21 protein-coding genes and 19 tRNA genes are annotated in these 21,862 nt (G+C 47.2%); 4 read left to right on the top strand and 36 right to left on the bottom strand.

What is annotated here, in order from left to right; all coding sequences use genetic code 11:
* Nucleotides 1-7: 7 nt before the first annotated feature.
* From murG to AOQ57_RS04570, 8 genes are all read right to left on the bottom strand, one after another.
* On the bottom strand, nucleotides 8-1,114 hold the full coding sequence (murG, locus tag AOQ57_RS04605) for an undecaprenyldiphospho-muramoylpentapeptide beta-N-acetylglucosaminyltransferase (protein WP_093625637.1): 1,107 nt from the start codon (nucleotides 1,112-1,114) through the stop codon (nucleotides 8-10).
* A complete protein-coding gene (murD, locus tag AOQ57_RS04600; RefSeq protein WP_093625635.1) occupies nucleotides 1,114-2,490 on the bottom strand; it encodes a UDP-N-acetylmuramoyl-L-alanine--D-glutamate ligase in 1,377 nt (458 codons plus the stop codon). Before murD ends, murG begins: the two co-directional genes overlap by 1 nt.
* Nucleotides 2,491-2,515: 25 nt before the next feature.
* Nucleotides 2,516-3,475 (bottom strand): phospho-N-acetylmuramoyl-pentapeptide-transferase, encoded by a 960-nt coding sequence (mraY, locus tag AOQ57_RS04595; RefSeq protein WP_093625634.1) that lies wholly within the window; start codon nucleotides 3,473-3,475, stop codon nucleotides 2,516-2,518.
* Nucleotides 3,476-3,513: 38 nt separating this feature from the next.
* The gene (locus AOQ57_RS04590) at nucleotides 3,514-5,670 is read right to left on the bottom strand and encodes a penicillin-binding protein (RefSeq protein ID WP_093625632.1); all 2,157 of its coding nucleotides are present in this window, start codon (nucleotides 5,668-5,670) and stop codon (nucleotides 3,514-3,516) included.
* The gene (gene ftsL2, locus AOQ57_RS04585; RefSeq protein ID WP_093625630.1) at nucleotides 5,670-6,038 is read right to left on the bottom strand and encodes a cell division protein FtsL; all 369 of its coding nucleotides are present in this window, start codon (nucleotides 6,036-6,038) and stop codon (nucleotides 5,670-5,672) included. Before ftsL2 ends, AOQ57_RS04590 begins: the two co-directional genes overlap by 1 nt.
* 18 nt (nucleotides 6,039-6,056) lie before the next feature.
* On the bottom strand, nucleotides 6,057-7,001 hold the full coding sequence (gene rsmH, locus AOQ57_RS04580; RefSeq protein ID WP_093625628.1) for a 16S rRNA (cytosine(1402)-N(4))-methyltransferase RsmH: 945 nt from the start codon (nucleotides 6,999-7,001) through the stop codon (nucleotides 6,057-6,059).
* Nucleotides 7,002-7,013: 12 nt separating this feature from the next.
* Nucleotides 7,014-7,445, bottom strand: coding sequence for a division/cell wall cluster transcriptional repressor MraZ (gene mraZ, locus AOQ57_RS04575; RefSeq protein WP_093625626.1), 432 nt, complete (start codon nucleotides 7,443-7,445; stop codon nucleotides 7,014-7,016).
* A 191-nt stretch (nucleotides 7,446-7,636) separates the two neighbouring features.
* Nucleotides 7,637-7,978: a hypothetical protein gene (locus AOQ57_RS04570; protein ID WP_235789004.1), complete on the bottom strand. Its 342-nt coding sequence runs from the start codon at nucleotides 7,976-7,978 to the stop codon at nucleotides 7,637-7,639.
* A 115-nt stretch (nucleotides 7,979-8,093) separates the two neighbouring features.
* Here AOQ57_RS04570 and AOQ57_RS04565 point away from each other — a divergent pair, with 115 nt between their 5' ends.
* Nucleotides 8,094-8,210 (top strand): DUF4044 domain-containing protein, encoded by a 117-nt coding sequence (locus tag AOQ57_RS04565; protein ID WP_093625624.1) that lies wholly within the window; start codon nucleotides 8,094-8,096, stop codon nucleotides 8,208-8,210.
* Nucleotides 8,211-8,345: 135 nt separating this feature from the next.
* Here AOQ57_RS04565 and AOQ57_RS04560 read toward each other — a convergent pair whose 3' ends face one another.
* The 3 genes from AOQ57_RS04560 to AOQ57_RS04550 form a co-directional block, all read right to left on the bottom strand.
* Nucleotides 8,346-10,619, bottom strand: a complete 2,274-nt coding sequence (locus tag AOQ57_RS04560) for a DNA translocase FtsK (RefSeq protein WP_093625622.1) — start codon at nucleotides 10,617-10,619, stop codon at nucleotides 8,346-8,348.
* An 8-nt stretch (nucleotides 10,620-10,627) separates the two neighbouring features.
* Nucleotides 10,628-11,134: a tRNA (cytidine(34)-2'-O)-methyltransferase gene (locus tag AOQ57_RS04555; protein ID WP_093625620.1), complete on the bottom strand. Its 507-nt coding sequence runs from the start codon at nucleotides 11,132-11,134 to the stop codon at nucleotides 10,628-10,630.
* A 168-nt stretch (nucleotides 11,135-11,302) separates the two neighbouring features.
* On the bottom strand, nucleotides 11,303-12,157 hold the full coding sequence (locus AOQ57_RS04550; protein WP_093625618.1) for a methyltransferase domain-containing protein: 855 nt from the start codon (nucleotides 12,155-12,157) through the stop codon (nucleotides 11,303-11,305).
* 113 nt (nucleotides 12,158-12,270) lie between these two features.
* Between AOQ57_RS04550 and AOQ57_RS04545 the strand changes: the two genes are divergently transcribed.
* Nucleotides 12,271-13,302: a lactonase family protein gene (locus AOQ57_RS04545; protein WP_093625616.1), complete on the top strand. Its 1,032-nt coding sequence runs from the start codon at nucleotides 12,271-12,273 to the stop codon at nucleotides 13,300-13,302.
* A gap of 60 nt (nucleotides 13,303-13,362) precedes the next feature.
* Here AOQ57_RS04545 and AOQ57_RS04540 read toward each other — a convergent pair whose 3' ends face one another.
* The 3 genes from AOQ57_RS04540 to yjbM are packed head-to-tail and all read right to left on the bottom strand — an operon-like array spanning nucleotide 13,363 to nucleotide 15,780.
* Nucleotides 13,363-14,274: an RluA family pseudouridine synthase gene (locus AOQ57_RS04540; protein ID WP_093625614.1), complete on the bottom strand. Its 912-nt coding sequence runs from the start codon at nucleotides 14,272-14,274 to the stop codon at nucleotides 13,363-13,365.
* The gene (locus AOQ57_RS04535) at nucleotides 14,274-15,083 is read right to left on the bottom strand and encodes an NAD kinase (RefSeq protein WP_093625612.1); all 810 of its coding nucleotides are present in this window, start codon (nucleotides 15,081-15,083) and stop codon (nucleotides 14,274-14,276) included. The genes AOQ57_RS04540 and AOQ57_RS04535 overlap by 1 nt, the downstream gene beginning before the upstream one ends.
* Before the next feature lie 22 nt (nucleotides 15,084-15,105).
* Nucleotides 15,106-15,780, bottom strand: coding sequence for a GTP diphosphokinase (gene yjbM / locus AOQ57_RS04530; RefSeq protein WP_093625610.1), 675 nt, complete (start codon nucleotides 15,778-15,780; stop codon nucleotides 15,106-15,108).
* Between the two features lie 166 nt (nucleotides 15,781-15,946).
* Between yjbM and AOQ57_RS04525 the strand changes: the two genes are divergently transcribed.
* A complete protein-coding gene (locus AOQ57_RS04525) occupies nucleotides 15,947-16,561 on the top strand; it encodes a DsbA family protein (RefSeq protein ID WP_093625608.1) in 615 nt (204 codons plus the stop codon).
* Between the two features lie 42 nt (nucleotides 16,562-16,603).
* On the opposite strand, the gene AOQ57_RS04520 is transcribed toward AOQ57_RS04525, so the two are convergent.
* From AOQ57_RS04520 to spxA, 3 genes are all read right to left on the bottom strand, one after another.
* Nucleotides 16,604-17,659: a competence protein CoiA gene (locus AOQ57_RS04520; RefSeq protein WP_093625606.1), complete on the bottom strand. Its 1,056-nt coding sequence runs from the start codon at nucleotides 17,657-17,659 to the stop codon at nucleotides 16,604-16,606.
* 56 nt (nucleotides 17,660-17,715) lie between these two features.
* Nucleotides 17,716-18,426: an adaptor protein MecA gene (locus tag AOQ57_RS04515; protein ID WP_093625604.1), complete on the bottom strand. Its 711-nt coding sequence runs from the start codon at nucleotides 18,424-18,426 to the stop codon at nucleotides 17,716-17,718.
* Nucleotides 18,427-18,564: 138 nt separating this feature from the next.
* On the bottom strand, nucleotides 18,565-18,969 hold the full coding sequence (gene spxA / locus AOQ57_RS04510) for a transcriptional regulator SpxA (RefSeq protein ID WP_093625602.1): 405 nt from the start codon (nucleotides 18,967-18,969) through the stop codon (nucleotides 18,565-18,567).
* 304 nt (nucleotides 18,970-19,273) lie between these two features.
* On the opposite strand from spxA, the gene AOQ57_RS04505 reads away from it, so the two are divergent.
* Complete coding sequence (locus tag AOQ57_RS04505) at nucleotides 19,274-19,774, top strand: antibiotic biosynthesis monooxygenase family protein (RefSeq protein WP_093625600.1); 501 nt, start codon at nucleotides 19,274-19,276, stop codon at nucleotides 19,772-19,774.
* Nucleotides 19,775-20,042: 268 nt separating this feature from the next.
* On the opposite strand, the gene AOQ57_RS04500 is transcribed toward AOQ57_RS04505, so the two are convergent.
* From AOQ57_RS04500 to AOQ57_RS04410, 19 genes are all read right to left on the bottom strand, one after another.
* Nucleotides 20,043-20,116: transfer RNA gene (locus AOQ57_RS04500), tRNA-Asp, on the bottom strand.
* A 7-nt stretch (nucleotides 20,117-20,123) separates the two neighbouring features.
* Nucleotides 20,124-20,197: transfer RNA gene (locus tag AOQ57_RS04495), tRNA-Met, on the bottom strand.
* 9 nt (nucleotides 20,198-20,206) lie between these two features.
* Nucleotides 20,207-20,278: transfer RNA gene (locus tag AOQ57_RS04490), tRNA-Glu, on the bottom strand.
* 140 nt (nucleotides 20,279-20,418) lie between these two features.
* Nucleotides 20,419-20,506 (bottom strand) — tRNA-Ser (locus AOQ57_RS04485).
* Between the two features lie 2 nt (nucleotides 20,507-20,508).
* Nucleotides 20,509-20,582, bottom strand: a tRNA-Ile gene (locus tag AOQ57_RS04480).
* Between the two features lie 6 nt (nucleotides 20,583-20,588).
* Nucleotides 20,589-20,659 (bottom strand) — tRNA-Gly (locus AOQ57_RS04475).
* 6 nt (nucleotides 20,660-20,665) lie between these two features.
* Nucleotides 20,666-20,738, bottom strand: a tRNA-Phe gene (locus AOQ57_RS04470).
* Nucleotides 20,739-20,754: 16 nt separating this feature from the next.
* A tRNA-Asp gene (locus tag AOQ57_RS04465) sits at nucleotides 20,755-20,828 on the bottom strand.
* Between the two features lie 7 nt (nucleotides 20,829-20,835).
* Nucleotides 20,836-20,909 (bottom strand) — tRNA-Met (locus tag AOQ57_RS04460).
* Between the two features lie 8 nt (nucleotides 20,910-20,917).
* Nucleotides 20,918-21,005: transfer RNA gene (locus tag AOQ57_RS04455), tRNA-Ser, on the bottom strand.
* A gap of 43 nt (nucleotides 21,006-21,048) precedes the next feature.
* A tRNA-Ile gene (locus tag AOQ57_RS04450) sits at nucleotides 21,049-21,122 on the bottom strand.
* A 16-nt stretch (nucleotides 21,123-21,138) separates the two neighbouring features.
* A tRNA-Met gene (locus AOQ57_RS04445) sits at nucleotides 21,139-21,212 on the bottom strand.
* Between the two features lie 30 nt (nucleotides 21,213-21,242).
* Nucleotides 21,243-21,316: transfer RNA gene (locus AOQ57_RS04440), tRNA-Pro, on the bottom strand.
* 5 nt (nucleotides 21,317-21,321) lie between these two features.
* Nucleotides 21,322-21,395 (bottom strand) — tRNA-Arg (locus AOQ57_RS04435).
* 6 nt (nucleotides 21,396-21,401) lie between these two features.
* Nucleotides 21,402-21,487 (bottom strand) — tRNA-Leu (locus AOQ57_RS04430).
* 18 nt (nucleotides 21,488-21,505) lie between these two features.
* Nucleotides 21,506-21,577, bottom strand: a tRNA-Gly gene (locus AOQ57_RS04425).
* Nucleotides 21,578-21,592: 15 nt separating this feature from the next.
* Nucleotides 21,593-21,665, bottom strand: a tRNA-Thr gene (locus tag AOQ57_RS04420).
* A gap of 24 nt (nucleotides 21,666-21,689) precedes the next feature.
* Nucleotides 21,690-21,762 (bottom strand) — tRNA-Lys (locus AOQ57_RS04415).
* 2 nt (nucleotides 21,763-21,764) lie between these two features.
* Nucleotides 21,765-21,837, bottom strand: a tRNA-Val gene (locus tag AOQ57_RS04410).
* Between the last annotated feature and the right edge of the window lie 25 nt (nucleotides 21,838-21,862).

Genomic DNA, 21,862 nt, shown 5'->3' with positions numbered 1-21,862 from the left:
CTACTTATTACTTATAGTGGTCGGAAATTGCCTTTTTCAAAACGGCGATTAATTGGTCACTTGCGTCTGGGTGTCCAACCTGCTTAGCATTATCAGCCATCTTCTGTCGGGCTACAGTGTCATTCATTAAGTGGTTTGCCTGCGAAATTAAGGAACGTCCATCCAATTGATCTTCTAGGATCATCAGTGCAGCCCCTTTTTTCACCAAAGCCTCCGCGTTTTTGACCTGGTGGTTAGCCGTTACGTACGGTGATGGGATCAAAATCGTTGGGATTCCCAGGGCCGTAACCTCAGCGATCGTGGTTGCTCCCGCTCGTGACACCAGGACATCAACGTGAGGGAGTTTATCGGGCATATCATTAATGTACGGAACTACCTTGACGTTTTCACCAATTGACTGCCCCTTCAAAAGCTCCATTACATCGTTATAACGGTTTTGCCCAGTCGCGAAGATAACCTGGTAGGGCTGCTGGTTAAAGGTTGGAATGGCCTCAACTACCGCTTGGTTGATCTTCGGGGCTCCCTGAGAGCCACCAAAGATCATCATGGTCGCAACCCCATCCTTTAAGCCATCTTTTTTCCACGAGTAAGTCGAGTTGGTCCGCTGAACAACTTGTTGAGCCCGCGGGTTCCCAGTCATTGTCACAGATGCCTTGCCAAATTGACCTTTTGCCGCCTCAAAGGCAATCGCAACTTCATCAACGTAACGGGCCAAAAACTTATTGGTCACCCCCACGACGGAATTTTGCTCATGGATGACCGTTGGTATTCCCATCTTAGCGGCCGCATAGAGGACCGCCCCGGAAACATAACCTCCAGTTCCAAGAACCACGTCAGGGCGAAAATCTTTAATCAGTTTTTTCGCTTGTGAAACAGCCTTCAGGAAGAGGTAAACGGTCTTAAAGTTCTCAAGGGACAGGCTACGCCGGAACCCCTGTACCCGCATGGTCTCTAACTTTAAGCCGGCCTTAGGGACAATCTTAGTCTCAAGACCGCGGGCTGCCCCAACATACAAGACCTCCGTATCAGGTTCAACCTGCTTCAAGCGTTCAATAAGGGCCAAAGCCGGGTAGATATGTCCCCCAGTTCCCCCACCGGAAACCATTAACCGCATTAGTCTTCCTCCTTTTTACCCGTTAGCTTTTCAACTGCTTCAATGAAGCGATCCCCACGGATCTCAAAGTTTGGGAACTGGTCCCAACTGGCATTAGCTGGCGAAAGCAAGATAACATCCCCTGATTCGCTTAGCTTCCAAGCTTCTGGAACCGCCGTAACTACATCCTGACTCTCAATAATCGTTTTAATTCCAGCCGCTTGACCCGCTTCCTTCATCTTATCCTTACACTCACCAAAGACAATCAGTGCCTTGACGTGTTGCTTAAAGTACGGAACCAGGCGTTCGAAGCTGTAACCCCGGTCAAGTCCCCCAGCTAAAAGAATTACCGGCTGGCTGAAGCCCTGCAGAGCCACTTCGGTTGCTTCAATGTCGGTTGACTTTGAATCGTTGTAAAAACGGCGTCCCTCATATTCCATTACGTACTGGAGGCGGTGCCGGACCCCAGTAAAGGTAGTCAGAACCCGAACAATTGCTTCATTTTTCACCCCGGCCACCTTAGCTGCCGCAATAGCTGCCAAGGCGTTCTCGATGTTTTGAGGACCAATCATGGTCACATCCTTAGCGGCCATGATCCTTTCATTCTTCCAGTACAGATCACCTTCGCGTTGGTAGGCCCCTTCTTCGGACTTGTCCAAACGAGAAAACGGAACAACCGTAGCGTTAGTACGCTTGGAAAGTTCCTGCCATTCTTCGTTGTCCCAGTTAATCACCAGGTAATCGTCCTTAGTCTGGTTACGGGTGATCCCAAGCTTGGCATCAATATAATTTTGACGCGTCTTATGGTAGTCCATGTGGTTAGCAAAGATGTTAGTGATTACGGCAATGTGAGGATGATAGGTCGGGGCGCCAAGGAGCTGAAAGCTCGAGGCCTCGGTCACAATCGTATCGTCTTTCCCCAATTCTTGGGCAACCTTTGAAAATGAAACTCCGATGTTGCCGGCGTAAGCAACCCGGTTCGGATTATCCTGGGCAATCATTTGCTCCAGAAGAGTCGTCGTTGTCGTCTTCCCGTTGGAACCAGTTACAGAGATTAGGCGCCCTTCAAAAATTTTGGCCCCCAACTCAAGTTCAGTAATGATTGGGGTGCCCCTTTTGACAAAGGCCGCCACCAACGGTGTATCATATGGGATTCCTGGGTTTTTAACCATCAAGTCAAACCCTTCTTCGCTCAAGCTAAGCGGGTTTTCCCCCGTAATTGTCTTAATCCCGGCGGCCTTTAACCCTTCAACCACACTGGGATCTTCAGGAACCTGCTTATCATTTGCAACCACCGTTGCTCCCAGCTTTACCAGTAGCTTAGCGGCGTTGATCCCGCTAATCCCAAACCCGAGAACTAGAACCTTCTTACCTTGATAATCCTTAATTTGCTTCACGATCGTACCTCAAATACTCAAATCATTATCCAAAAAATAAAATTGTTGCCACACTAAGGGCACTAGCGATTAATCCAACCAGCCAAAAAACGCCATCAATCTTCCATTCGCTCCACCCCATCATTTCAAAGGTGTGGTGAATTGGCGTCATCTTGAAAAGACGCTTGCCGGTTCGCCGGAAGTAGGTTACCTGCAAGATCACCGACAGGGTTTCTAAGACATAAACGATCCCGATGATCAAAAGTGACCACTCGTGGTGTAACAAGAGCGCCACGGCAGCCAGACTAGCTCCCAACGACAGAGATCCCATGTCACCCATGAAGATCTTAGCCGGCTTGTGGTTGAAGGGGAAAAAGCCTAGTAGCGCGCCGATCATGGCTAAACAAAAGAGTGCCACTTCGGCCTGCCCCTGAACTAGGGCGAGGATTAGGTAGGCAGCAAAGGAAATTGTTGCCAGCCCAGTTACTAGTCCATCCAGGCCGTCCGTTAAGTTAACGGCATTAGAAAACCCAACCATCCAAAAGATACTGAACAGAGCATATAACCAACCCCAATCACTCAGCCCAAAGCCCATCTGAAAGCCTTCGTGCTGGTAAATAACCACAAAAATCATTGCCCCTATAACCTGGGCCAAGAACTTTTGCCAGGGCTTAAACCCTTCATTTTGATGGTTAAAGATTTTGATCGAATCGTCCCACATTCCGATCAATGCGTAGGCCACCAGGGTGAACAACAGCGCCCCTAAGGTCCCGTTTAAAAGACCCTGCCAGGCCCCCACCCATAAGCAGGTCAGGAGGGCGGCGACCACAAATAGTAGCCCCCCCATTGTTGGGGTCCCGGCCTTTACTTCATGCCAAGTTGGCCCCTCTTCCCTGATCTGTTGTCCCTCTTTTTTTGACCGAAAATAGCGGATCAAACTCGGCATTAACAAAAAGGTGATTAGAAATGCACTCACCAGGGTTAAGCCCGCTACCAAGATACTCATTCATTTGCCTCCAAATTAATTATTTTCTTCTCTTCCACTTACTTTGCCTTATAAGTAACCTTCAGTACTGCGCCCTCCTTAACAACAGCGCCCGCACTGAGTGACTGATTACTTACGTAGCCGCTTCCCGACGAAGTTATCTTCAAGCTCATTATTTGGGCTAACCGAGAAACATCTGCTTGCGACCAACCGGTGATGTCTGGCATCGTCATGGTCCCACCGGTCATTAGAATCATTCGGCTGTTAATGATCGCTTCTTTCCCAGCCTCAAGTGATTGGGCGGTGATTTTTTTGTCACTGCCGACCACCGTTACCTGAATCTTCTTTTTCGTCAGGTCCGCTTGGGCCGTTTGGGCATCCTCACCAACGTAATTACCAATCTTAACGACCCCTTGTTGACCCTCGTCTTTCAGCTTGGCTTGGTCCAACAAGTACTTGATGATCGGTGTCGATATTGAAGATAGATTAGTTTCAGCAGCCTGCGTCAACTTCTTTGGCTTCTTCATCGATAGGTAAATAATATACTTAGGGTCCTTAGCCGGAGCAAAACCAACAAAGGAATAAATGTAATCATTCGTCCCCCGTTCATAGCCGTTGGTCCCCGCAATCTGGGCGGTCCCAGTTTTACCGGCGATTCGATATCCATCAACCTTGTAGGCCTGCCCAGTTCCAACCTTGTTGTATATTACCCCTTGCATATACTTGCGAACCTGCTTAGCGGTTGAAGAAGAGATTGGGTGGCCCACCACCGTGGTCGTTGTCTTCTCAACCGTTTTACCGGTATTAGGATTAGTAATCTTTTCAATCCAGTATGGTTTAACCATCTCACCGTTGTTGGCAACGGCGGTAAAAGCCTGCATCAGCTCCATCACATTAACGGTGATTCCCTGACCAAATGCGGTATTGGCCTGCTCTAATTTACCCTTGTAGGTGGTGTAGCCGGCGGTCTCGTTGCCCATTCCGTACACGTTAACCTTTTTTAAGAGGCCAAAACGTTTAATGTACTTCATCCACGTTTTAGCACCCATGTTTTGTTCCACATGAGCAAAGCCAACATTGGAAGAACGATAGAAACCTTCCTTATAGGTAATGTTTCCCCAGCCACTGACTACCCAGTCAGTAATCTTACCACCACCCAGCGAAAAGGTCCCTGATTTATAAGTTGCATTGGGGTTGAAGTGACCACTATTAATGGCGGCTGCCAAGGCCAGCACCTTCATCGTTGACCCAGGCTCAAAAGTATCCTGGGTCAAAGCGTTGGTCCAAGACGGATTTGACGAGTTCATATTCGGCCGCTGGGTAGCGGCTATAATCTTTCCCGTCTTAGCTTCCATCACGACCGCCGTTAGCCCCTCGGCTTGGGTTGCCCTTTCGACCTTGGTAACTAAGGTTTCCATTTGGTGTTGAACCTTGTTATTTAGGGTGGTGGTAATGTTGTCACCATTCTCTACCTTACGTCCATTCGTAGTCGAATCAGCTAGTTGATAACCATAGACGTCTTGTTTAACGGTCCGATAACCATTTGCCCCGGTTAGCTGCTTATTAAAGTAGCCCTCCAGGCCCATCTTACCGACTAGGGTGGTCGTCCCGGTCTTGGTGTTATTCTTTAACGTCGTTATCCCCAGAAGCTGACTTGCAAAGTTACCTTCCGGGTATTCACGTGCGGGAGTCTGGATAAAGTTGATCCCAGGTAGGTTAGCCTTCTTGATCTTCTCCATGGTGGCAACGGAGAGATCAGACCCTGCCGTTCCAAATTGCACCTGGAAAACCTTCTTACTGCTTGGGGAAAGAATCTTGACCACTTGAGACTCACTTAAACCCAGGTACTTAGCTAATACTTTAGCCGTCTTTTTTTTGTTGGTTACATACAAGGGTTTACCAGTTGATAAACGGTAATTTGAGTCTAAAATAGCGTAAACTGTATATCTACTGGTATCGGTAGCAATCGGATTCCCTTCGGCATCGTAAACGGTCCCTCGCTTAGCCTGAATTATCTGTGAACTGGTATAGAGTTTGGTCGCCCGTGTTTTGAGATCGTGGTTTTGTACATCCTTAAAAATGGCAATATAACTAAAACGAACGGTAAATAGAATAAAGATACTGGCCGCAATCACAAACAACCACATTCCAAAGGTCTTGCGGTCCCGCCTGTTTTCCCCATTTATCGTTCGTTTTTTTTGCTTCCACTTGACCATTACTTATTAACGTTCCTTACACTAGCATTTGAATCCGTTAACCCATACTTCTTGGCCACCTTCTTTAAGTGATCCTGACTGGTTAATTCCCCAATTTGCTGGCGCTGGCTCGTGTTTTGACTGGTCTGGGTTGCAATCTTTTGCTGAATTGTTTGTAATACCTGCTGACGACTTGTCGTCTGAATCTTGGTTGAGACCAAGGAAATCGTCAACCCAATTACTAGGACACAGGCCAAGGCAATTGTCAACTTTTCAAAGGTTGACAAGGGAACCCGTTTTGACTGGGGTTGAGGCGCCGGACTTGGTTGAATCTGCTGGGCCGGGTCCTGGGCCGGATTGGTTAATTGTTGTGCTGTATTCGATGCCATTTTTTCCACTACCTATCTTTATTTGGTTCTTTCAATCACGCGAAGTTTAGCACTGTGCGCCCGATGGTTTTGAGCAAGCTCTTCTTCAGTCGGGAGTATCGGTTTTTTATTAATTAACTTGAAATCGGGCTGGGCGTCTTGTGGAATGACAGGTAGACCCGGTGGAAGTTCAGGAAGGGTCGTTCGTTCCTTGAACATCGCCTTTACCAACCGGTCTTCCAAAGACTGGAAGGTGATCACGGAGATTCGTCCCCCAATCTTTAAAAGACTTAAGGCTTGTTCCAATGATGCTTCTAATGCCCCTAATTCGTCGTTAACGGCAATCCGAATCGCCTGAAAAGTCTTCTTGGCCGGGTGTCCCCCGTGCCGCCGAGCGGCTGCCGGAATTGCTTCCTTAACGATTTCAGTTAATTCAAAGGTTGTTTCAATCGGCTGTTTTTGACGGTGTCGCTCAATTGAACGGGCAATTTGCTTGGCAAACTTTTCTTCCCCATAGCGGTATAAAATTCGCACCAGCTCCTGGTAGGACCATTCGTTAACTACCTGGTAAGCCGATAATGACTGTCCCTGGTTCATTCGCATGTCAAGCGGCGCATCGTGTTGGTACGAAAAACCTCGCTTGGCGTCGTCAAACTGGGGCGATGAAACCCCGAGGTCATAGACGATTCCATCAATTCGAGTAACCCCCTGCTTTAAAAGAGCTTCCCTTAGGTTGCGGAAATTAGATTGAATTAGTGTTAACTTGTCACTATCCAGTGCTTCTTTTAAGTGCTCCTGATTGAAACGAATCGCCGTTTCATCCTGGTCAAAAGAATACAGGTGGCCGCTAGTCAGGTGGCTTAAAATGAGACCACTGTGACCACCACCGCCAAGGGTGGCATCCACATAAACTCCCTCGGGCTTAATCGCCAGACCCGCGACGGCTTCATGTAGTAAGACTGTTACGTGATTAAATTCTGCCATCTCGTTCCCCTTCTAAAAGCTAAGCCCATCAAAACCAGCTGCTAACTGATCAAAATTGCTTGCTGCATCATCTTGGTAGTTTGCCCACCGGTCGGCATCCCAAATTTCAAAGTGAGAAGCCACCCCGATCACAACGCAGTCCTTCTCTAAAAAGGCGTGTTGTATCAGGTTGGTAGGCAGATTAACTCGTCCTTGTTTATCAAACTGACACTCACTGGCGGCAGCATAAAAATAACGAACCAATTTCCGGGCGCTAGCGTTGGTTGATGGCAAACTGGCAAGTCGTTGCTGAACGGCTTGCCACTCGATCAGCGGGTAGCCATATAAACAGTGGTCTAGTCCCCGAGTGATGACAAAAGCATCCCCCAATTGCGAACGGAATTTGGCGGGAATGATCAACCGGCCCTTATCGTCAATTGTGTGCGTGTATTCGCCCATGAACACGGTGACTCACCCCCCAAGTTAAAAACTACACCAACAGTCTACCACATTCCCCCACTTCTCACCACGGGTACCAATGATTAATTCCTTAAGAAAAAGTGATGGATACTAAAGATTGCGTTTCCATTACCATTAGTTACAAAAAAGCCCCCTAGTGGTCGGAATTATCCGGTCACGCAGGGGGCCTTGTTTAGTTATACAACGGGGAGGTTCCAAGAAAACAGGGATAGTATGAAGATTACCGTCCAAAAGAACACACTCAGACGCCAAAAGGCCGGCCAGAACCGCTGATACAAAAACTGATGATTGGCCACTAGCTGGCGAACAACCATTCCAATCCCAATCAGCATCCACCCAATCATCGGATAAGCAAACCAGTAGAAACCAAGGTTCCAAAAGCTACTTATCAATAGTATGATGGTCCAGGCCCACAAAAGCCGGCGAGCCGGCTTTTTTTGCCTCAATAGGCGGTTGGCCAGCATTTCCACCACACCATAACCTAGCAGCATCACTAGTTCGGTAATAATCATTTTCAAACAAACCGCATCCTCTCATACAATTCTGTTAATTCTACCACATATCGAACTCTAATTTGATCTTGGCTAACAGAATGCGGTACACTAAAAAAAACAAATTAACGGAGTGAACACAATGCCGAAAAAGAAGACCCGGTTCCAAAAAATTACGATGGTGGCCGTCTGGCTAATGCTGATTGCCATGCTTGGCTCCCTTATCTTCGGAGCCATTGCATCATTGGGACTGATTTAAGCAAAAAAAGGACTGTAACAAAAACTGTTACAGTCCTTTTTATTCTAAATGCATCCACACCCGGACCCCACTGAAAACTGATTGACGCTAGCAGAAATATGACAACGAAATCACAGATTTCTGTCACACTCCTTTCTATTTTTCTGGCTGACGGTAAACTTCGCGTGGTTTAGCTCCATTAGCCGGCGAAACGAAACCACGTTGCTCCATCTCATCTAGGATCCGAGCGGCCCGATTATAGCCAATCCGGAAACGTCGCTGGATCATTGACGTTGATGCTCGCTGTTGATCAGTCACGAAGTCGAGGGCTTCATCAAACAAGGGGTCCGTCGCTTCTTGTTCTTCGGCTGCCTCCATCTCGGCATCTGAAACTACCATCTCCTCATCGTATTCTGGCGCGCGCTCTTCCTTAATGAAGTTGACAACTGCCTCTACGTCCTGGTCGGAGATAAACGCTCCCTGAACCCGGGTTGGCTTGTTTTTATCAATCGGTTGGAAGAGCATATCCCCCCGCCCTAAGAGGCGTTCGGCGCCATTAGCATCTAAAATCGTCCGGGAGTCAACCCCTGACGAGACGGCAAAGGCAATTCGGGATGGGACATTAGCCTTAATTAACCCAGTAATGACGTCCACCGATGGGCGCTGGGTTGCCAAAATCATGTGGATTCCGGCAGCCCGTCCCATTTGCGCGATCCGTACGATGGCATCTTCAACGTCGTGAGAAACGGTCATCATTAGGTCTGCTAATTCGTCCACAACCACAAGGATTAGCGGCAGTGGGCGGTGATCTTCATCGTCTTCCTGACTTACACGCTGATTATACCCCGCTAGGTTGCGAATCCCAAAGGCCGCAAATAATTCATAACGGCGTTCCATTTCGGCCACCACCTTAGCTAGGGCACGGGCAGCCCTCTTTGGATCGGAGACAACCGGTGAAAGAAGATGGGGAATCCCGTTGTAAACCGATAATTCTACCTTTTTAGGATCGATCAAGAGCATCTTAACCCGACTAGGCTTAGCCTTAAACAGAATGCTGGTTAAAATTACGTTGATAGCAACGGATTTTCCGCTCCCCGTTGCCCCCGCAATCAAAAGGTGCGGCATCTTAGTTAAATCAGCAATCATCACATCACCAGAAACGGTCCGTCCCAATGGAACCGCTAAGGGACGCCCATCATTTGGCGCGGCCTCCTCCAAATCCCGAAAGCCAACCGTGGCGATTTTTTGGTTGGGGACTTCAATTCCAACTAGCGACTTACCAGGGATTGGGGCCTCAATTCGGATATCCTTAGCAGCTAGGGCCAAAGCTAGATCATCAGCCAGGTGGGTAATTTTGGCCACCTTCACTCCAATGGCCGGTCGCAACTCATACTTAGTTACTGACGGTCCCAGACTAACGTTTTCAACCGTAGCCTGAACCCCAAATGACTGCAGGGTCTCTTGCAAGGTTTTTGTGTTAGCCTTAATTGCATCGAGGTCAGCGGTTTGATCCGTTGGTGCTACCTTGGTCAGTAGACTTGTTGGCGGCAGTTGATAGTCCTGGTCGTCATCCTGCCCATTTACCCCGGTTAATTCCGTTTCGTCAGTGGACTTTACCGGCATGCTTGACTTAGGCTGGCTGGCAACCATGATCTTTGGGGCCGGTTCAGGGGTTGGCTGCGTTGCTTGCTCTTTTTCGTCCCTTAGTTGGTCAGCAATGGGCTCCGGAAGGTTTTTATCCTCCGTTCTTGGCGACGAGCGACGATCCCGAAACCGCTCCAAAAGATCTGGCTGGGAGTGTTTTTGAACTCGTCGTGGTTGATTTGCCGACTGCTTTTTCTTATCCCGATAGTTTTGGTAAGCATTAGTAAGCATCGCTGCGATCCCATCGATTACCCGATGCCACGGGAGATCGAAGAAGATCACAACCCCAACGATCATCAAAAGCCAAGCCAAAACAAGGGCCCCAGTGGCGGCCACCAAATAGACGGTTGCACTATACAGGACCCCGCCAAGCAGCCCCCCACCAATTGCCACAGTTGTGTCCCCGTTGATGATCGCCTTGTTAAGGCTGTTCCAAGTTGTTAATAAGTAATTACTATGGGCGTTAAGGCTGTTAAACATCGCAACATGCAGATTTAATAATAAACCGGCGTAAAAAACGAGCGCCCCAATCAGCCACCGTGGTTTAAAGCGTGGCCAACGCCCATACAGCGTTAGTCCCAGGCAATAAAGGATTGCCACCACCATCAACTCCGGGGCCGACTCACCTCCAATCAGCTCAAACAGACCCAATGTCAGAGTACCAATAATGCCTAGCCGAAACAGACCTACTAATAAAACCAGGATTGCCAAGATCCCGGCTAGGCTTTTGACCAGCCGATTTTGTACCTTCGGCCTAGTCTTGGTTGTTCGTTTCTTGCGTACCATGATACCCCCTACTTCAATTTGTCAAAGGAATACTTGTGCACACGGGCTAAGTTGGGAAAACCTTGTTGACGAAGGGCTTCATAGATCACAATTGCCGCAGTATTAGAAAGGTTCAGTGCCCGGATATTGCTATCATCTTGTGGAATCCGAATTGCCTTTTCAGGGTACTTACGCATGAATCCTTCCGGTAAGCCGGTGGTTTCCTTGCCAAACAAGAAGTAATGATCCCCTTCAAGCGTGTAATCAACCTCACTGTAATCACGTTCGGCAAACTTAGAGACAATGTAGAGATGGGTTAAATCAATTGAATCTAAAAAGGCCACCAAATCGTCATGGTAGATAACCTTTACCTTGTCCCAGTAGTCTAATCCGGCCCGCTTCATATGCTTATCATCGGTCGAAAAGCCCAGTGGCTTAATCAGGTGTAAAGTAGTGTCGGTTCCGGCACAGGTCCGGGCGATGTTGCCTGTGTTGGCCGGAAAGAGGGGTTCAAATAATACAATATGGTTTGTCATGACGTTTCCTTTCAGTTTGGAAAATAAAAAAGCAGGGTCTCGGTGTAGCCACGGCGAAACGCTGCTTTAATGAAGTACTCTTTAATAAATACCAACGATTGCTCGATGTCATCTACTAAACGATTTCTAAAGGCTATTTTAACACACTCTTCATTAGATGCTAAAAAATTAAACCTTTTTTTTGGCCACGAGGACGGTAACGTCGACGGTCACCGCTGCCAGGCTCTTTAAATCCTCATCACTTAATTTACGAGCATCCTTTCCCCAGTGTAACGGCGACATTTCGACCATTGCCTGTCGTAGCTCCATTGGTAACGGAAACTGGTAGTGGACTGGGATCTGCTTAGCATTAGGGTAGTGATCCATAAAAAGATCGACCACTGGCTGGTTATTATAGACGGAATGGCGCCCCACCGCACCATACAGGAGGCTCCGTAACTCAGCTAAGTATCCAGCATTGGGAATCACCTTGATTAATGTCGCTCCAGGTGCCAATAAACGGTCAAACTCCTTGTAATCCGACGGGGAAAAGAATTCGACTACCGCCCCAAAACTTTCGTTTGCAAAGGGGAGCTTACGCAGATCGGCAACACAAAAGAAGGCTTCAAGATCGAGCTGGGCCGCCAGCTGGATCCCCGCCTTTGAGATATCAAAGCCCACCATAGTATCTTGACTGTTCCGTAGCTTGGCCAGTTGTAAAAGAGGCGTCCCCTCTCCCGTTCCAACATCCAAAATTGTAGTTGGGGCACTGGGTAGCTGACCACAAACGGCTTGTACCATTGGTGAAAAGAGACCCGCTTCTAATAAACGGCGACGATCGGTCAGCATTTTACGGTCATACTCATCGTTACTCCTTCCCTTTAAAAAATATAGGTAGCCGTGCTTGTTAAAGTCCGTCCGGTGACCAACCGAACAAACCAACGAGTCCCCCTCAATTGTAAGTGTTGGATCGCCACACACCGGGCAGATAAAAAGCGTTGAGTGGTTTTGAACCCACTGCTTGGCCCGTTCAATTTTCCTCACTTCATCACCTATCCCTTTCTATTACTTACCTAAGTGTACCAGATTGTTTTCCCTAGCGCTTTTTAATGGCGACTGCTATCATTAGTGATGAAACTAACAAAGGAGTGACAATTGTGAACGAAGACTTTTTGATTGGAACGTATACTAGCAAAACCAGCAAGGGAATGTATGCCGTCACCTTGAATCATGACCAAAAAAAATTAGAAAATGTCCGCCTCGTCGTTGCATCACAAAAACCAGCCTACCTACAACAAGTTAACAACCGGGTTTATGCCGTTAAGCAAGATGGTAACCTCGGGGGAATCGCATCTTACCAACTGAGCACTGATGGAGTAGTCTCCCTAATTGATCAACAACTAGGTGCCGGCGCTCCGCCTGCTTACGTGGGCTACGACCAGACACGCCAGTTGGTTTATAGTGCCAACTACCACAAGGGAACCGTAACTGTCTTTAAACTGGACCAAGAAGGACACCTCACTAAGACTGATGAAGTGACCCATCAAGGTGAATGTGGGCCTAAGCCAGAACAAGACGCTCCCCACGCCCACTATGCTGACCTCACCCCTGACAAGCGTCTTGCGGTTTGTGACCTTGGGATGGACTTAGTGGTTATTTATGACGTTAGTGATGAGGGTAAGTTGACTCAGGCCTCCCGCTACCAAGCCGAAGCTGGCTTCGGACCACGCCACCTTGTCTTCCATCCTAACGGCCAAGTTGCCTACGTTTTAGGTGAACTGAGCTCAAAATTAGAAGTCCTCAAGTACGATGAGCGGACGGGTAGCTTTAGCCACCTCCAAACAATTGATACGATCCCAGCGGACTGGAACGCTCATAACGGGGCTGCCGCCATTCACGTTTCTTCAGATGGCAGATTCGTTTACTCCTCTAACCGGGGTGAAAACACAATTGCCGTCTTTAAAGTTGAAGACGACCTTACCTTGCGCCACACCCAGTCAATCACCACAGCCGGTGACTTCCCACGTGACTTTGAATTGAGTCAAGACGAAGCCTTTCTGGTTGCCTCCAACCAAAACAGTGATAATCTAACCTTGTATTCACGCGACGCCACCACTGGTCAGTTAACTCTCTTACAACAAGACGTTGCCTGCCCAGAACCCGTCTGTGTTAAGCAATGGGTAAAATAGGTCCCCTATATTTAAAACCTGAATAGTAGCGGGAGTGCGATAGAGACCATAAGATTTCTATCACACTCCCGTTTTACATTCTCCCATTTTTAACCAGGTCATTCCCTGTGCAAAATCATCCGGAAGGGATGCAGAAACTGTGATCGTCTCCTGTTTAAAGGGGGAATAAAAGCTAACAAGCCGGCAGTGAAGGGCCTGACGATCCATTCCCTGCCCGGTTCCATACATATCGTCACCAAGAAGCGGGTGGCCCAAAAAGGCGAAGTGGACTCGGATCTGGTGAGTTCGGCCCGTATGAAGGCGAATCCGAACGGCGCTGGCGTTTGCTGTTACCTCTTTACACCAATATTCGGTTGCCGATGGCTTCCCATCCGGGGCCACCATTCGTTTAACAAAGGAATCAGGATCCCGCCGGATCGGGGCATCAATGTAACCATGCGTAGCCCCTAAGGCTCCCGTGACAAGAGCAACGTACTCTTTTTTTACTTGTCTGCTCTTTAATTGTCGATCCAAAACCGCATGGGCGAAGCGATGCTTTGGGAAAATTACTAGTCCCGACGTAAACTTATCTAGCCGGGTTGCCACGTGTGTCACTTGGTTGGGATAACCTTGGCGTTGGTAATAGCCCTTTACCCGGTTCACCAGGCTATCTTGTACGCTGACACCGTGAGCCGGTACCGTCGCCACCCCAGCTGCCTTATTGACCACTAGGAAGTCCTCGTCTTCATAGGCAATTTCAAAGGGAGCTTCACTAACTGAAACAATTGGGTTAGCAGGTTCATCTGGAAGCACGAGACAGACTGTCTCTCCAGGCTGTACGAGGTCAATAGCCCAGGCAATACGATCACCAATTCGCATCTGACCACCGTGAAAAATTGCAACTTTTAGAAGGGAATTGGTCACCCCAAAGGAGCGAAATACTGAACGTAGCCGCCGGGGACCTTCGCCCTGGTATTGCCACTGAAATTTCATTAGCAAGTCTCCCCGATAAATGAGTTCTTAACCCGCATAAAGAAGTTATTGTGACGATACTTAGCAAAATGAATTTTTTCCTTCGCCACGCGGTAAGTGATCTCCTGGAGATGCCACTGTTCTTGGCCTAACATCATCTGTTCACGGTCACAAGTCAAGACCGCCGATGAGTCGTCATGCAGACGGAAGGTTAACTTTGCATCGGTTCCAAAGATAACCGGTGACCCCAGTGTCCGAAAGACTCGGTTGTTTAACGAAGCCATTTCTGCCAGTTGAAAACCGATAATATTAGGATCCATAATCGCCCCACCAACGGATTTATTGTAAGCCGTCGACCCAGTTGGCGTAGAGATACATAGTCCATCACCACGGAACCGTTCAAACAGCTGGTCGTTAACGTAAACGTCACAAACCATGGTCTTGACGATATTGCGAAGAGTCGACTCGTTCAACGCCACGATGTGTTTAACCTTGCCGTCGCTAAGGGTCGCCTCCATATCCAAAAGTGGGTAGGCTACCGACTGGCCACTATCATTTTGTAGACTCTTTAACAGCTCTTGGACTTCGTAATTACGCCAATCGGTGTAAAAGCCGAGATGACCGGTATGAATTCCGACAAAGCGCACCTGATCTAGTAGGTGTTGGTAACGGTGAAAAGCTGACAGTAGGGTCCCATCTCCACCAATCGTGATTACGATATCAGGGTGGTCCTCATCATATTCCAACGTTGTTCCTTGAATCCCATCTAAAATCGCTTGCCGAACCCGCATAGATTCCGTTGACTGATAGGTATAGACTGCAATCTTCATCTCTTCTTATGCCCCTTAAAGCTTAGTGATCATCATTTTGTTCTTCTTGGTCACGGCCATTGGCCTGCTCCCAACCGGAAGATTTACCATAGGAAAAAAGGTTTTGGGCCTCCTGGATCTCCTCTCTAATCTCAGACATTTCTTGATCTAATTCGAAGGCCGCTGCCGCTGCCCGTTGCAAACGGGTCGCCAACTCTTCCGGAAAGTCCCCTTGGTACTTATAGTTTAAAGAATGTTCTACCGTTGCCCAAAAGTTCATTGCAAGGGTTCGAACCTGTATCTCGGCTAGGATCTTCTTTTCACCGGTAATTAACTGAACCGGGTACTCAATTACAATATGATAAGAACGGTAGCCACTGGGCTTAACGTTCGTCACGTAATTTCGCTCTTCTAAAATAGTGATATCACTGCGTTCGCGTAGCAAATCCACAACTGCATAGATATCTTCGACAAACTGACACATGATCCGTAGCCCAGCAATATCTTGCATGTCTTGTTCTAAGCGATCCTCAGTTACGTGACGGCGTACCATTTTTTCCTTAATGCTATCCACCGGTTTAACCCGACCGGTGACAAATTCAATTGGTGAATGTTGTGCCCCCTCTTGATATTGTTTCCGCATTCCCCGTAATTTTACCTTTAGTTCGTTAACTGCCTGTTGGTACGGCAGCAAAAATGCATGCCAGTCTTCAATCATTCGATCCCTCCCGTTAGCTACCAACTATTTTATCATAACGACCCGATTAGTCTCAAAAATGATATCGGCAAATCTATTTACTTTACAAGTTTTACTAAATTTGCCAAAATGACATTGTTAAGGGCCCCACCTAAACTCGAAACTAATTGATTGGAGGTACCTATCGGTGCTTGAAGTCTCATTATTTATCAACCCGCTAGGAACCCGCTGTTATAACTGCGAAAATGACCTTTTACGTGCTAAGAATCAACTTCCTAACCTTGACCTCACCTATAATTTTATTCCCCTCGTCAATATGCGTACCATCGAACAGACCATGAAAGCCCATAGTGTTGCCCCAACCTTGGCAAATCGTCAACTGGTTTCAGCGACCCTTTTTCAAGTAACCCTTGATTACAAGGCGGCCCTTTTTCAAGGGCGCAAACGGGGACGCCATTTTTTATTGGAGCTTCAAACCGCATTAATTCGTGAGGGTCAAAATTATAGCGAAGACCTTACCTGTCAAATTGCCAAACAAATCGGTTTAGACCTAGCAATGTTTAAAGAGGACCGCATTGGTAAACTGAGCCGGAAAGCCTTTGAAGACGACCAATGGATCGCAAATGAGATGGGCGTTGCCGAATCATCCACCGCCATTATCTTTAATAGCGACCACCCCAATTACGATACTATGGTACCTAACTTTGACTATAAAAGCCTGCTGTCGATAATTGAAAACGGACATCAGCAGTCACCACACCTTAGGCACCACAGCCGTCAACCGAACTTTAGAACTTATTGAACTTGCTAAACTAGTAACCATTGGGCACATTAGTAAACTATTTTAATGATTGGAATGACATTGGAGGTTTTCCTTCAGTGTCATTCCTTTTTTGTGTAGGTAATTTAGCTTTTGTTCATAATTATCAAACCAGCGAGCTCGTGCCTGATATACATAGCTACCAGCCTGAGTTTTAATAATGCCTTCCTGAAGTAAGTCGTTAGTTAACTCATTTAACTGATAACTCCGTAGGTTCTGCTGTTGAAGGGGGTCAAGTGCAGGGAGCGCAAGCCATTTCGTTTTTGTTGCCAACCAGGCCTGCCACTGTAAGGGTGCCCAACGTTTACCAATTTGCTCCTGCTCCAAAGCTAAAAGGAGACGAATCCGCCAACGAAGGGGCTGCTCTACCGTTAGCGGCCACCACTCACCTCGTCCGTGAGCTACCAGCGGACATGCCGCCAACTGATGGTCTGCCTGATAGGCCTGACGAACCAACCCATCTTTTAAAGAAGCATAACGTTGTAGGTTCTGCGTCTCACCCCTCACTCGAGCCCACCACTGTGGACCACCACCCTTATCACAATAATAAGGGTGTACATAGCGAAAACGGCTTGTACGAGGCTCCCAGAAGGTAATACATGGTTGACCGTTAACTAGCTGAGTAAATCGTGCCTTAATTTCACGGTGCAACTGGCGACGCTCATAGGTGGGACCTAAGATCCACCGAACCATAATTCCTAATTGGTGGTAGCCCTTAGTTCGCTCAGCCAAACGCTTAGCACTAAGTGGGCTACACTGAAACTCCAGGGCAACCGGTTGATTATTGATAACCACTAAAAGATCCGCCCGCTGATTAATTGCTGGTAAGGCAACCTCTAGTTGAGGAGTCCACCCGTGCCTTTGTGCCCAACGTCGTAGTGTCTCCTTTCCATATAAATGGGTCTCGCTCTCCCCCGTGGAAAACCTGCAACCACTGTTTGGCCGGTGGGCAAAGTGACTAACCCGCTTCCCTTGGCGTAGCGTTAACAAGGCACCACATTCTGGACAAAAATATTGATGCTCTTGGTTAGTCATACTAGCCAATACCAGTTGACCATGTTGATTTTTTGCCACTAACATAAAAAACCCTCCTTACTTTAATAAGTACGGGGGGAATTTAATTCTTTAACGAAATTTTACGAGAAGTAATGGCGAGCCAATTCAAAGGCAGCATGTTCCATAACTAACTGACCGTGCTCAGCAAGTACTAGCTCCTCTATCTTGCTTGGCTGAGAATACTCGTAGATGATGGCCAGACGATCCTTGACGCTCTCCGGCGATAACTCACCGTTTTCAAAGAAGGTGACTACGGCAAGATAGGAGCCATTATACTTATACAGATCTGCCGCCATGTTGATGGTATCGATTATCCTGGCAAGAGATACAAAGTCTTCAAAAGAACTAAATTTAACCACTCGAGTATACTTCTTGACATTCGGATCATTTAAGGCTGCTGCAATCTCATCGCTGTCATCAGTTGGCTGATCACTTGAAGCTCGAAGATTTTCCTTTGATTCCTTATCAAAATCGTGACCACGAAGCTCATTTTGCAAAAAACGAGAAATATTCTCAACGGCTTGATCTTGTAAATCTTGACTGGCGTCGTCCCTATCGCGTTTAGTGATTAATAACTTAATGCCATCGTTGACTGGCATTACTTGGAAAAGAACCGTCTTGTCCATTGAAAATTGATGCTGTGGATCGACCTCATCTAAGACCTCTTGGAAGAAATCCTCCATTTGCTGCTGATTTCCCATTAGGTCGACGATCCCGATACCACGCTCGGTTAATTCATCCTTATGGAGCATCACCTGGAGCGTATCATCGTCTATTCTTCTAACTTCCATATTGCGCCCCCTCACTCCCAATTTTATACATTGTTTTTTCTTACTCGTTACTTAGTAATTTTAACGAATCCTGGCCAAAAGTAAAGCCAGACCTGACGAAAAAAGGATGGCCTAGCACTAGCCATCCTACTTCACCGGTTATTCCGCCATATTTGCTCGGCGTTGAGCTTTTGCTAGCTCCAAGGCTCGAACTTCTCGTGGTAAGAACCGCCTAATCTCGTCTTCATTATACCCAATTTGAAGGCGCTTGTTATCAATAATGATCGGACGCCGCAATAGCCCAGGGGTCGTTCGAATTAACTCATAAAGCTCTGTCATCGGTAAATCATCAACATCACGATTAAGGTTTTGGTATGCCTTTGACCGCTTTGAAACAATGTCTTCCGTTCCATTTTCAGTCATCCGGAGGATATTCTTAATCTCATCCATCGTTAGTGGTTCAGCAAAAATATTCCGTTCAGTAAAGGGAATATTATGATCCTGTAGCCAACTTCGAGCCTTTCGGCAAGAAGTACAACTCGGAGACGTGTAAAGTGTAACCATAAATATGCCTCCATTCATTTTTGCTTTCCTACTCTTATCACTCTTTAAATATTATACCCCTCATTTCTAAATAATGAAAGGTATTTTCATAACTTTTTGTAAGTGAAATTAGTAGTAATAAACCCTAGATGAAATTCCTTTATTACTACCCTTTTTCTTAATATTTAGTTTTTGAGGATACATTTTTATCAAGCGATTAATCAAACATAAAGCTAAGAATAAACTTTTTAAGAAGTTATTCTTTTGTTGCTCCCATGTCAAAGAATACGAGTAAAATAGAGATTTGAAAGGGGAGAATATGCTTATGTTAAGTCAACTTTCGTATACATCTGGTTCTAAGAGTATTTTAGAACCGTTTATTAAAAACTATTCTGACCGGCACCTGGTCATGACCATGGATGCATCTAACCAAAATCGGTGCACCCTTTTTGACCTCTCGGGTAAAGAACCTATCTTTTCAACTCCAATTCGTTTCACAACCCTGCAACAAAATGGCTCACTAACCTCATTTGGTCCCTTCATCCATCTGGAATCTTACCACCTGGATACCGACCCTGAAAAACTACTTTTAAAGCACGCTAGCCAGCTACTCGATGACCTCACAAATCAGCCTGGCTTCAATGGGGGCTTATTGCTACGTAATCAGGACCATACCGGTGCAATTATCATGCTAACTACCTGGGAAAATGCTGGCTCCCTCAGTAACTGGACAGAAGGAAGCAGCGCAAGGGTTCTAAGAGAGTTCCAAACACCGGGGCCGCAAAATACCTTCTATCACCAGGATTACTTTGTTGATCAGAATTAAAAGGCTTTATTGCTTAATCCTGTCAATAGACTACCATGTGCGGTAATTTATTGGCAGGATTTTTATTTGAACGGGTATAATATTAAATCTTCCGTTTACGTTTTATAAGCATCGCTATTGGTACGCTTTGTGATCACCATACACAGTAATTACTTCAGACAGGATGGCAAAAGAGGCAGCGACAAACTGTCACTGCCTCTTTTAGCAATTTACACAAGGATATAACGACGAAAAAACGTTTTTTTCTGCTACACGTCCTTTATTTAGACGGTCCGTACGAGACTCGAACTCGTGATCTCATCCGTGACAGGGATGCGTCCTAACCAGCTAGACCAACGGACCAAGAAAATTGCGGGGGCTGGATTTGAACCAACGACCTCCGGGTTATGAGCCCGACGAGCTACCAGACTGCTCTACCCCGCGATAATAAAATGACCCGTACGGGATTCGAACCCATGATACCACCGTGAAAGGGTGGTGTCTTAACCACTTGACCAACGGGTCATTATCTTTTGACAACATCACTATTATACTAAAACAGTGATTAAAATACAATAACTATTTTAAATTATTATTGTCAATAAACAAATGAAGAACTAAAGAGTGGCATAAAAAAAACCACGGGCTACACCCATGGTGTAAAACGGAGAATGAGAGATTCGAACTCTCGCGCCGGTTTCCCGACCTACACCCTTAGCAGGGGCGCCTCTTCAGCCACTTGAGTAATTCTCCAATGGGTCTAAGTGGACTCGAACCACCGACCTCACGCTTATCAGGCGTGCGCTCTAACCAGCTGAGCTATAGACCCATTATAAGCGGGTAACGAGAATCGAACTCGCGACAACAGCTTGGAAGGCTGTGGTTTTACCACTAAACTATACCCGCAAAATATGGCGCAGGACGGAATCGAACCGCCGACACATGGAGCTTCAATCCATTGCTCTACCAACTGAGCTACTGAGCCATTATATAAATAAAAACGGTCCGTACGAGACTCGAACTCGTGATCTCATCCGTGACAGGGATGCGTCCTAACCAGCTAGACCAACGGACCAAGAAAATTGCGGGGGCTGGATTTGAACCAACGACCTCCGGGTTATGAGCCCGACGAGCTACCAGACTGCTCTACCCCGCGATAATATAAGGAGGATAAGAGATTCGAACTCTTGCGCCGCGCTAACGACCTAGCGGTTTTCAAGACCGCCCCCTTCAGCCACTTGGGTAATCCTCCATAAAGCTGAAAGTATCCTGGGACCATCAAGCGATGGACCTGATGGACCTTGTAGGACTCGAACCTACGACCGGGCGGTTATGAGCCGCTTGCTCTAACCAACTGAGCTAAAGGTCCAATACAACCACCCAAATCGCGGCGGGGGGGATCGAACCCTCGACCTCCCGGGTATGAACCGGACGCTCTAGCCAGCTGAGCTACACCGCGAAAAAGAGATTACAATTATTAGATTGTAAATCGGGAAAACAGGATTCGAACCTGCGACCCCCTGGTCCCAAACCAGGTGCTCTACCAAGCTGAGCTATTTCCCGTTAAATGCACCCAGAAGGAGTCGAACCTTCAACCTTCTGATTCGTAGTCAGACACTCTATCCAATTGCGCTATGGGTGCGTATAGTGCCGAGGACCGGGATCGAACCGGTACGGTCATCACTGACCGCAGGATTTTAAGTCCTGTGCGTCTGCCAATTCCGCCACCCCGGCATATTATAGAATTGGCAAAGCGGAAGACGGGATTCGAACCCGCGACCCCCACCATGGCAAGGTGATGTTCTACCACTGAACTACTTCCGCATAATATTAAGTTAATGCCGACTAGAGGGCTCGAACCTCCGACCCCCTGTTTACAAGACAGGTGCTCTGCCAACTGAGCTAAATCGGCGTGTGATTCCCACTAAGTAGCGAATGAGCCGTGACGGGCTCGAACCGTCGACCCTCTGATTAAAAGTCAGATGCTCTACCAACTGAGCTAACGGCTCAATGGAGGATACAGGGCTCGAACCTGTGACCCTCTGCTTGTAAGGCAGACGCTCTCCCAACTGAGCTAATCCTCCATACTAGCGTGGCAACGTCCTATCC

Origin of the sequence: Limosilactobacillus gorillae, from assembly GCF_001293735.1 — a bacterium.
Classification (GTDB): Bacteria; Bacillota; Bacilli; order Lactobacillales; family Lactobacillaceae; genus Limosilactobacillus; species Limosilactobacillus gorillae.
The sequence above is the reverse complement of the archived record's forward strand: the minus strand, read 5'-3'. Positions and strand labels throughout refer to the sequence as shown.

What these genes read in the sequence shown, in the direction of transcription:
- AOQ57_RS04535 (WP_093625612.1), bottom strand. Translation starts at nt 15,083, where the DNA reads ATGAAGATTGCAGTCTATACCTATCAGTCAACGGAATCTATGCGGGTT.
- AOQ57_RS04520 (WP_093625606.1), bottom strand. Translation starts at nt 17,659, where the DNA reads ATGTTAGTGGCAAAAAATCAACATGGTCAACTGGTATTGGCTAGTATG.
- AOQ57_RS04560 (WP_093625622.1), bottom strand. Translation starts at nt 10,619, where the DNA reads ATGGTACGCAAGAAACGAACAACCAAGACTAGGCCGAAGGTACAAAAT.
- AOQ57_RS04505 (WP_093625600.1), top strand. Translation starts at nt 19,274, where the DNA reads ATGTTAAGTCAACTTTCGTATACATCTGGTTCTAAGAGTATTTTAGAA.
- spxA (WP_093625602.1), bottom strand. Translation starts at nt 18,969, where the DNA reads ATGGTTACACTTTACACGTCTCCGAGTTGTACTTCTTGCCGAAAGGCT.
- mraY (WP_093625634.1), bottom strand. Translation starts at nt 3,475, where the DNA reads ATGAGTATCTTGGTAGCGGGCTTAACCCTGGTGAGTGCATTTCTAATC.
- yjbM (WP_093625610.1), bottom strand. Translation starts at nt 15,780, where the DNA reads ATGATTGAAGACTGGCATGCATTTTTGCTGCCGTACCAACAGGCAGTT.
- AOQ57_RS04565 (WP_093625624.1), top strand. Translation starts at nt 8,094, where the DNA reads ATGCCGAAAAAGAAGACCCGGTTCCAAAAAATTACGATGGTGGCCGTC.
- AOQ57_RS04540 (WP_093625614.1), bottom strand. Translation starts at nt 14,274, where the DNA reads ATGAAATTTCAGTGGCAATACCAGGGCGAAGGTCCCCGGCGGCTACGT.
- AOQ57_RS04590 (WP_093625632.1), bottom strand. Translation starts at nt 5,670, where the DNA reads ATGGTCAAGTGGAAGCAAAAAAAACGAACGATAAATGGGGAAAACAGG.
- AOQ57_RS04515 (WP_093625604.1), bottom strand. Translation starts at nt 18,426, where the DNA reads ATGGAAGTTAGAAGAATAGACGATGATACGCTCCAGGTGATGCTCCAT.
- murG (WP_093625637.1), bottom strand. Translation starts at nt 1,114, where the DNA reads ATGCGGTTAATGGTTTCCGGTGGGGGAACTGGGGGACATATCTACCCG.
- AOQ57_RS04555 (WP_093625620.1), bottom strand. Translation starts at nt 11,134, where the DNA reads ATGACAAACCATATTGTATTATTTGAACCCCTCTTTCCGGCCAACACA.
- ftsL2 (WP_093625630.1), bottom strand. Translation starts at nt 6,038, where the DNA reads ATGGCATCGAATACAGCACAACAATTAACCAATCCGGCCCAGGACCCG.
- rsmH (WP_093625628.1), bottom strand. Translation starts at nt 7,001, where the DNA reads ATGGCAGAATTTAATCACGTAACAGTCTTACTACATGAAGCCGTCGCG.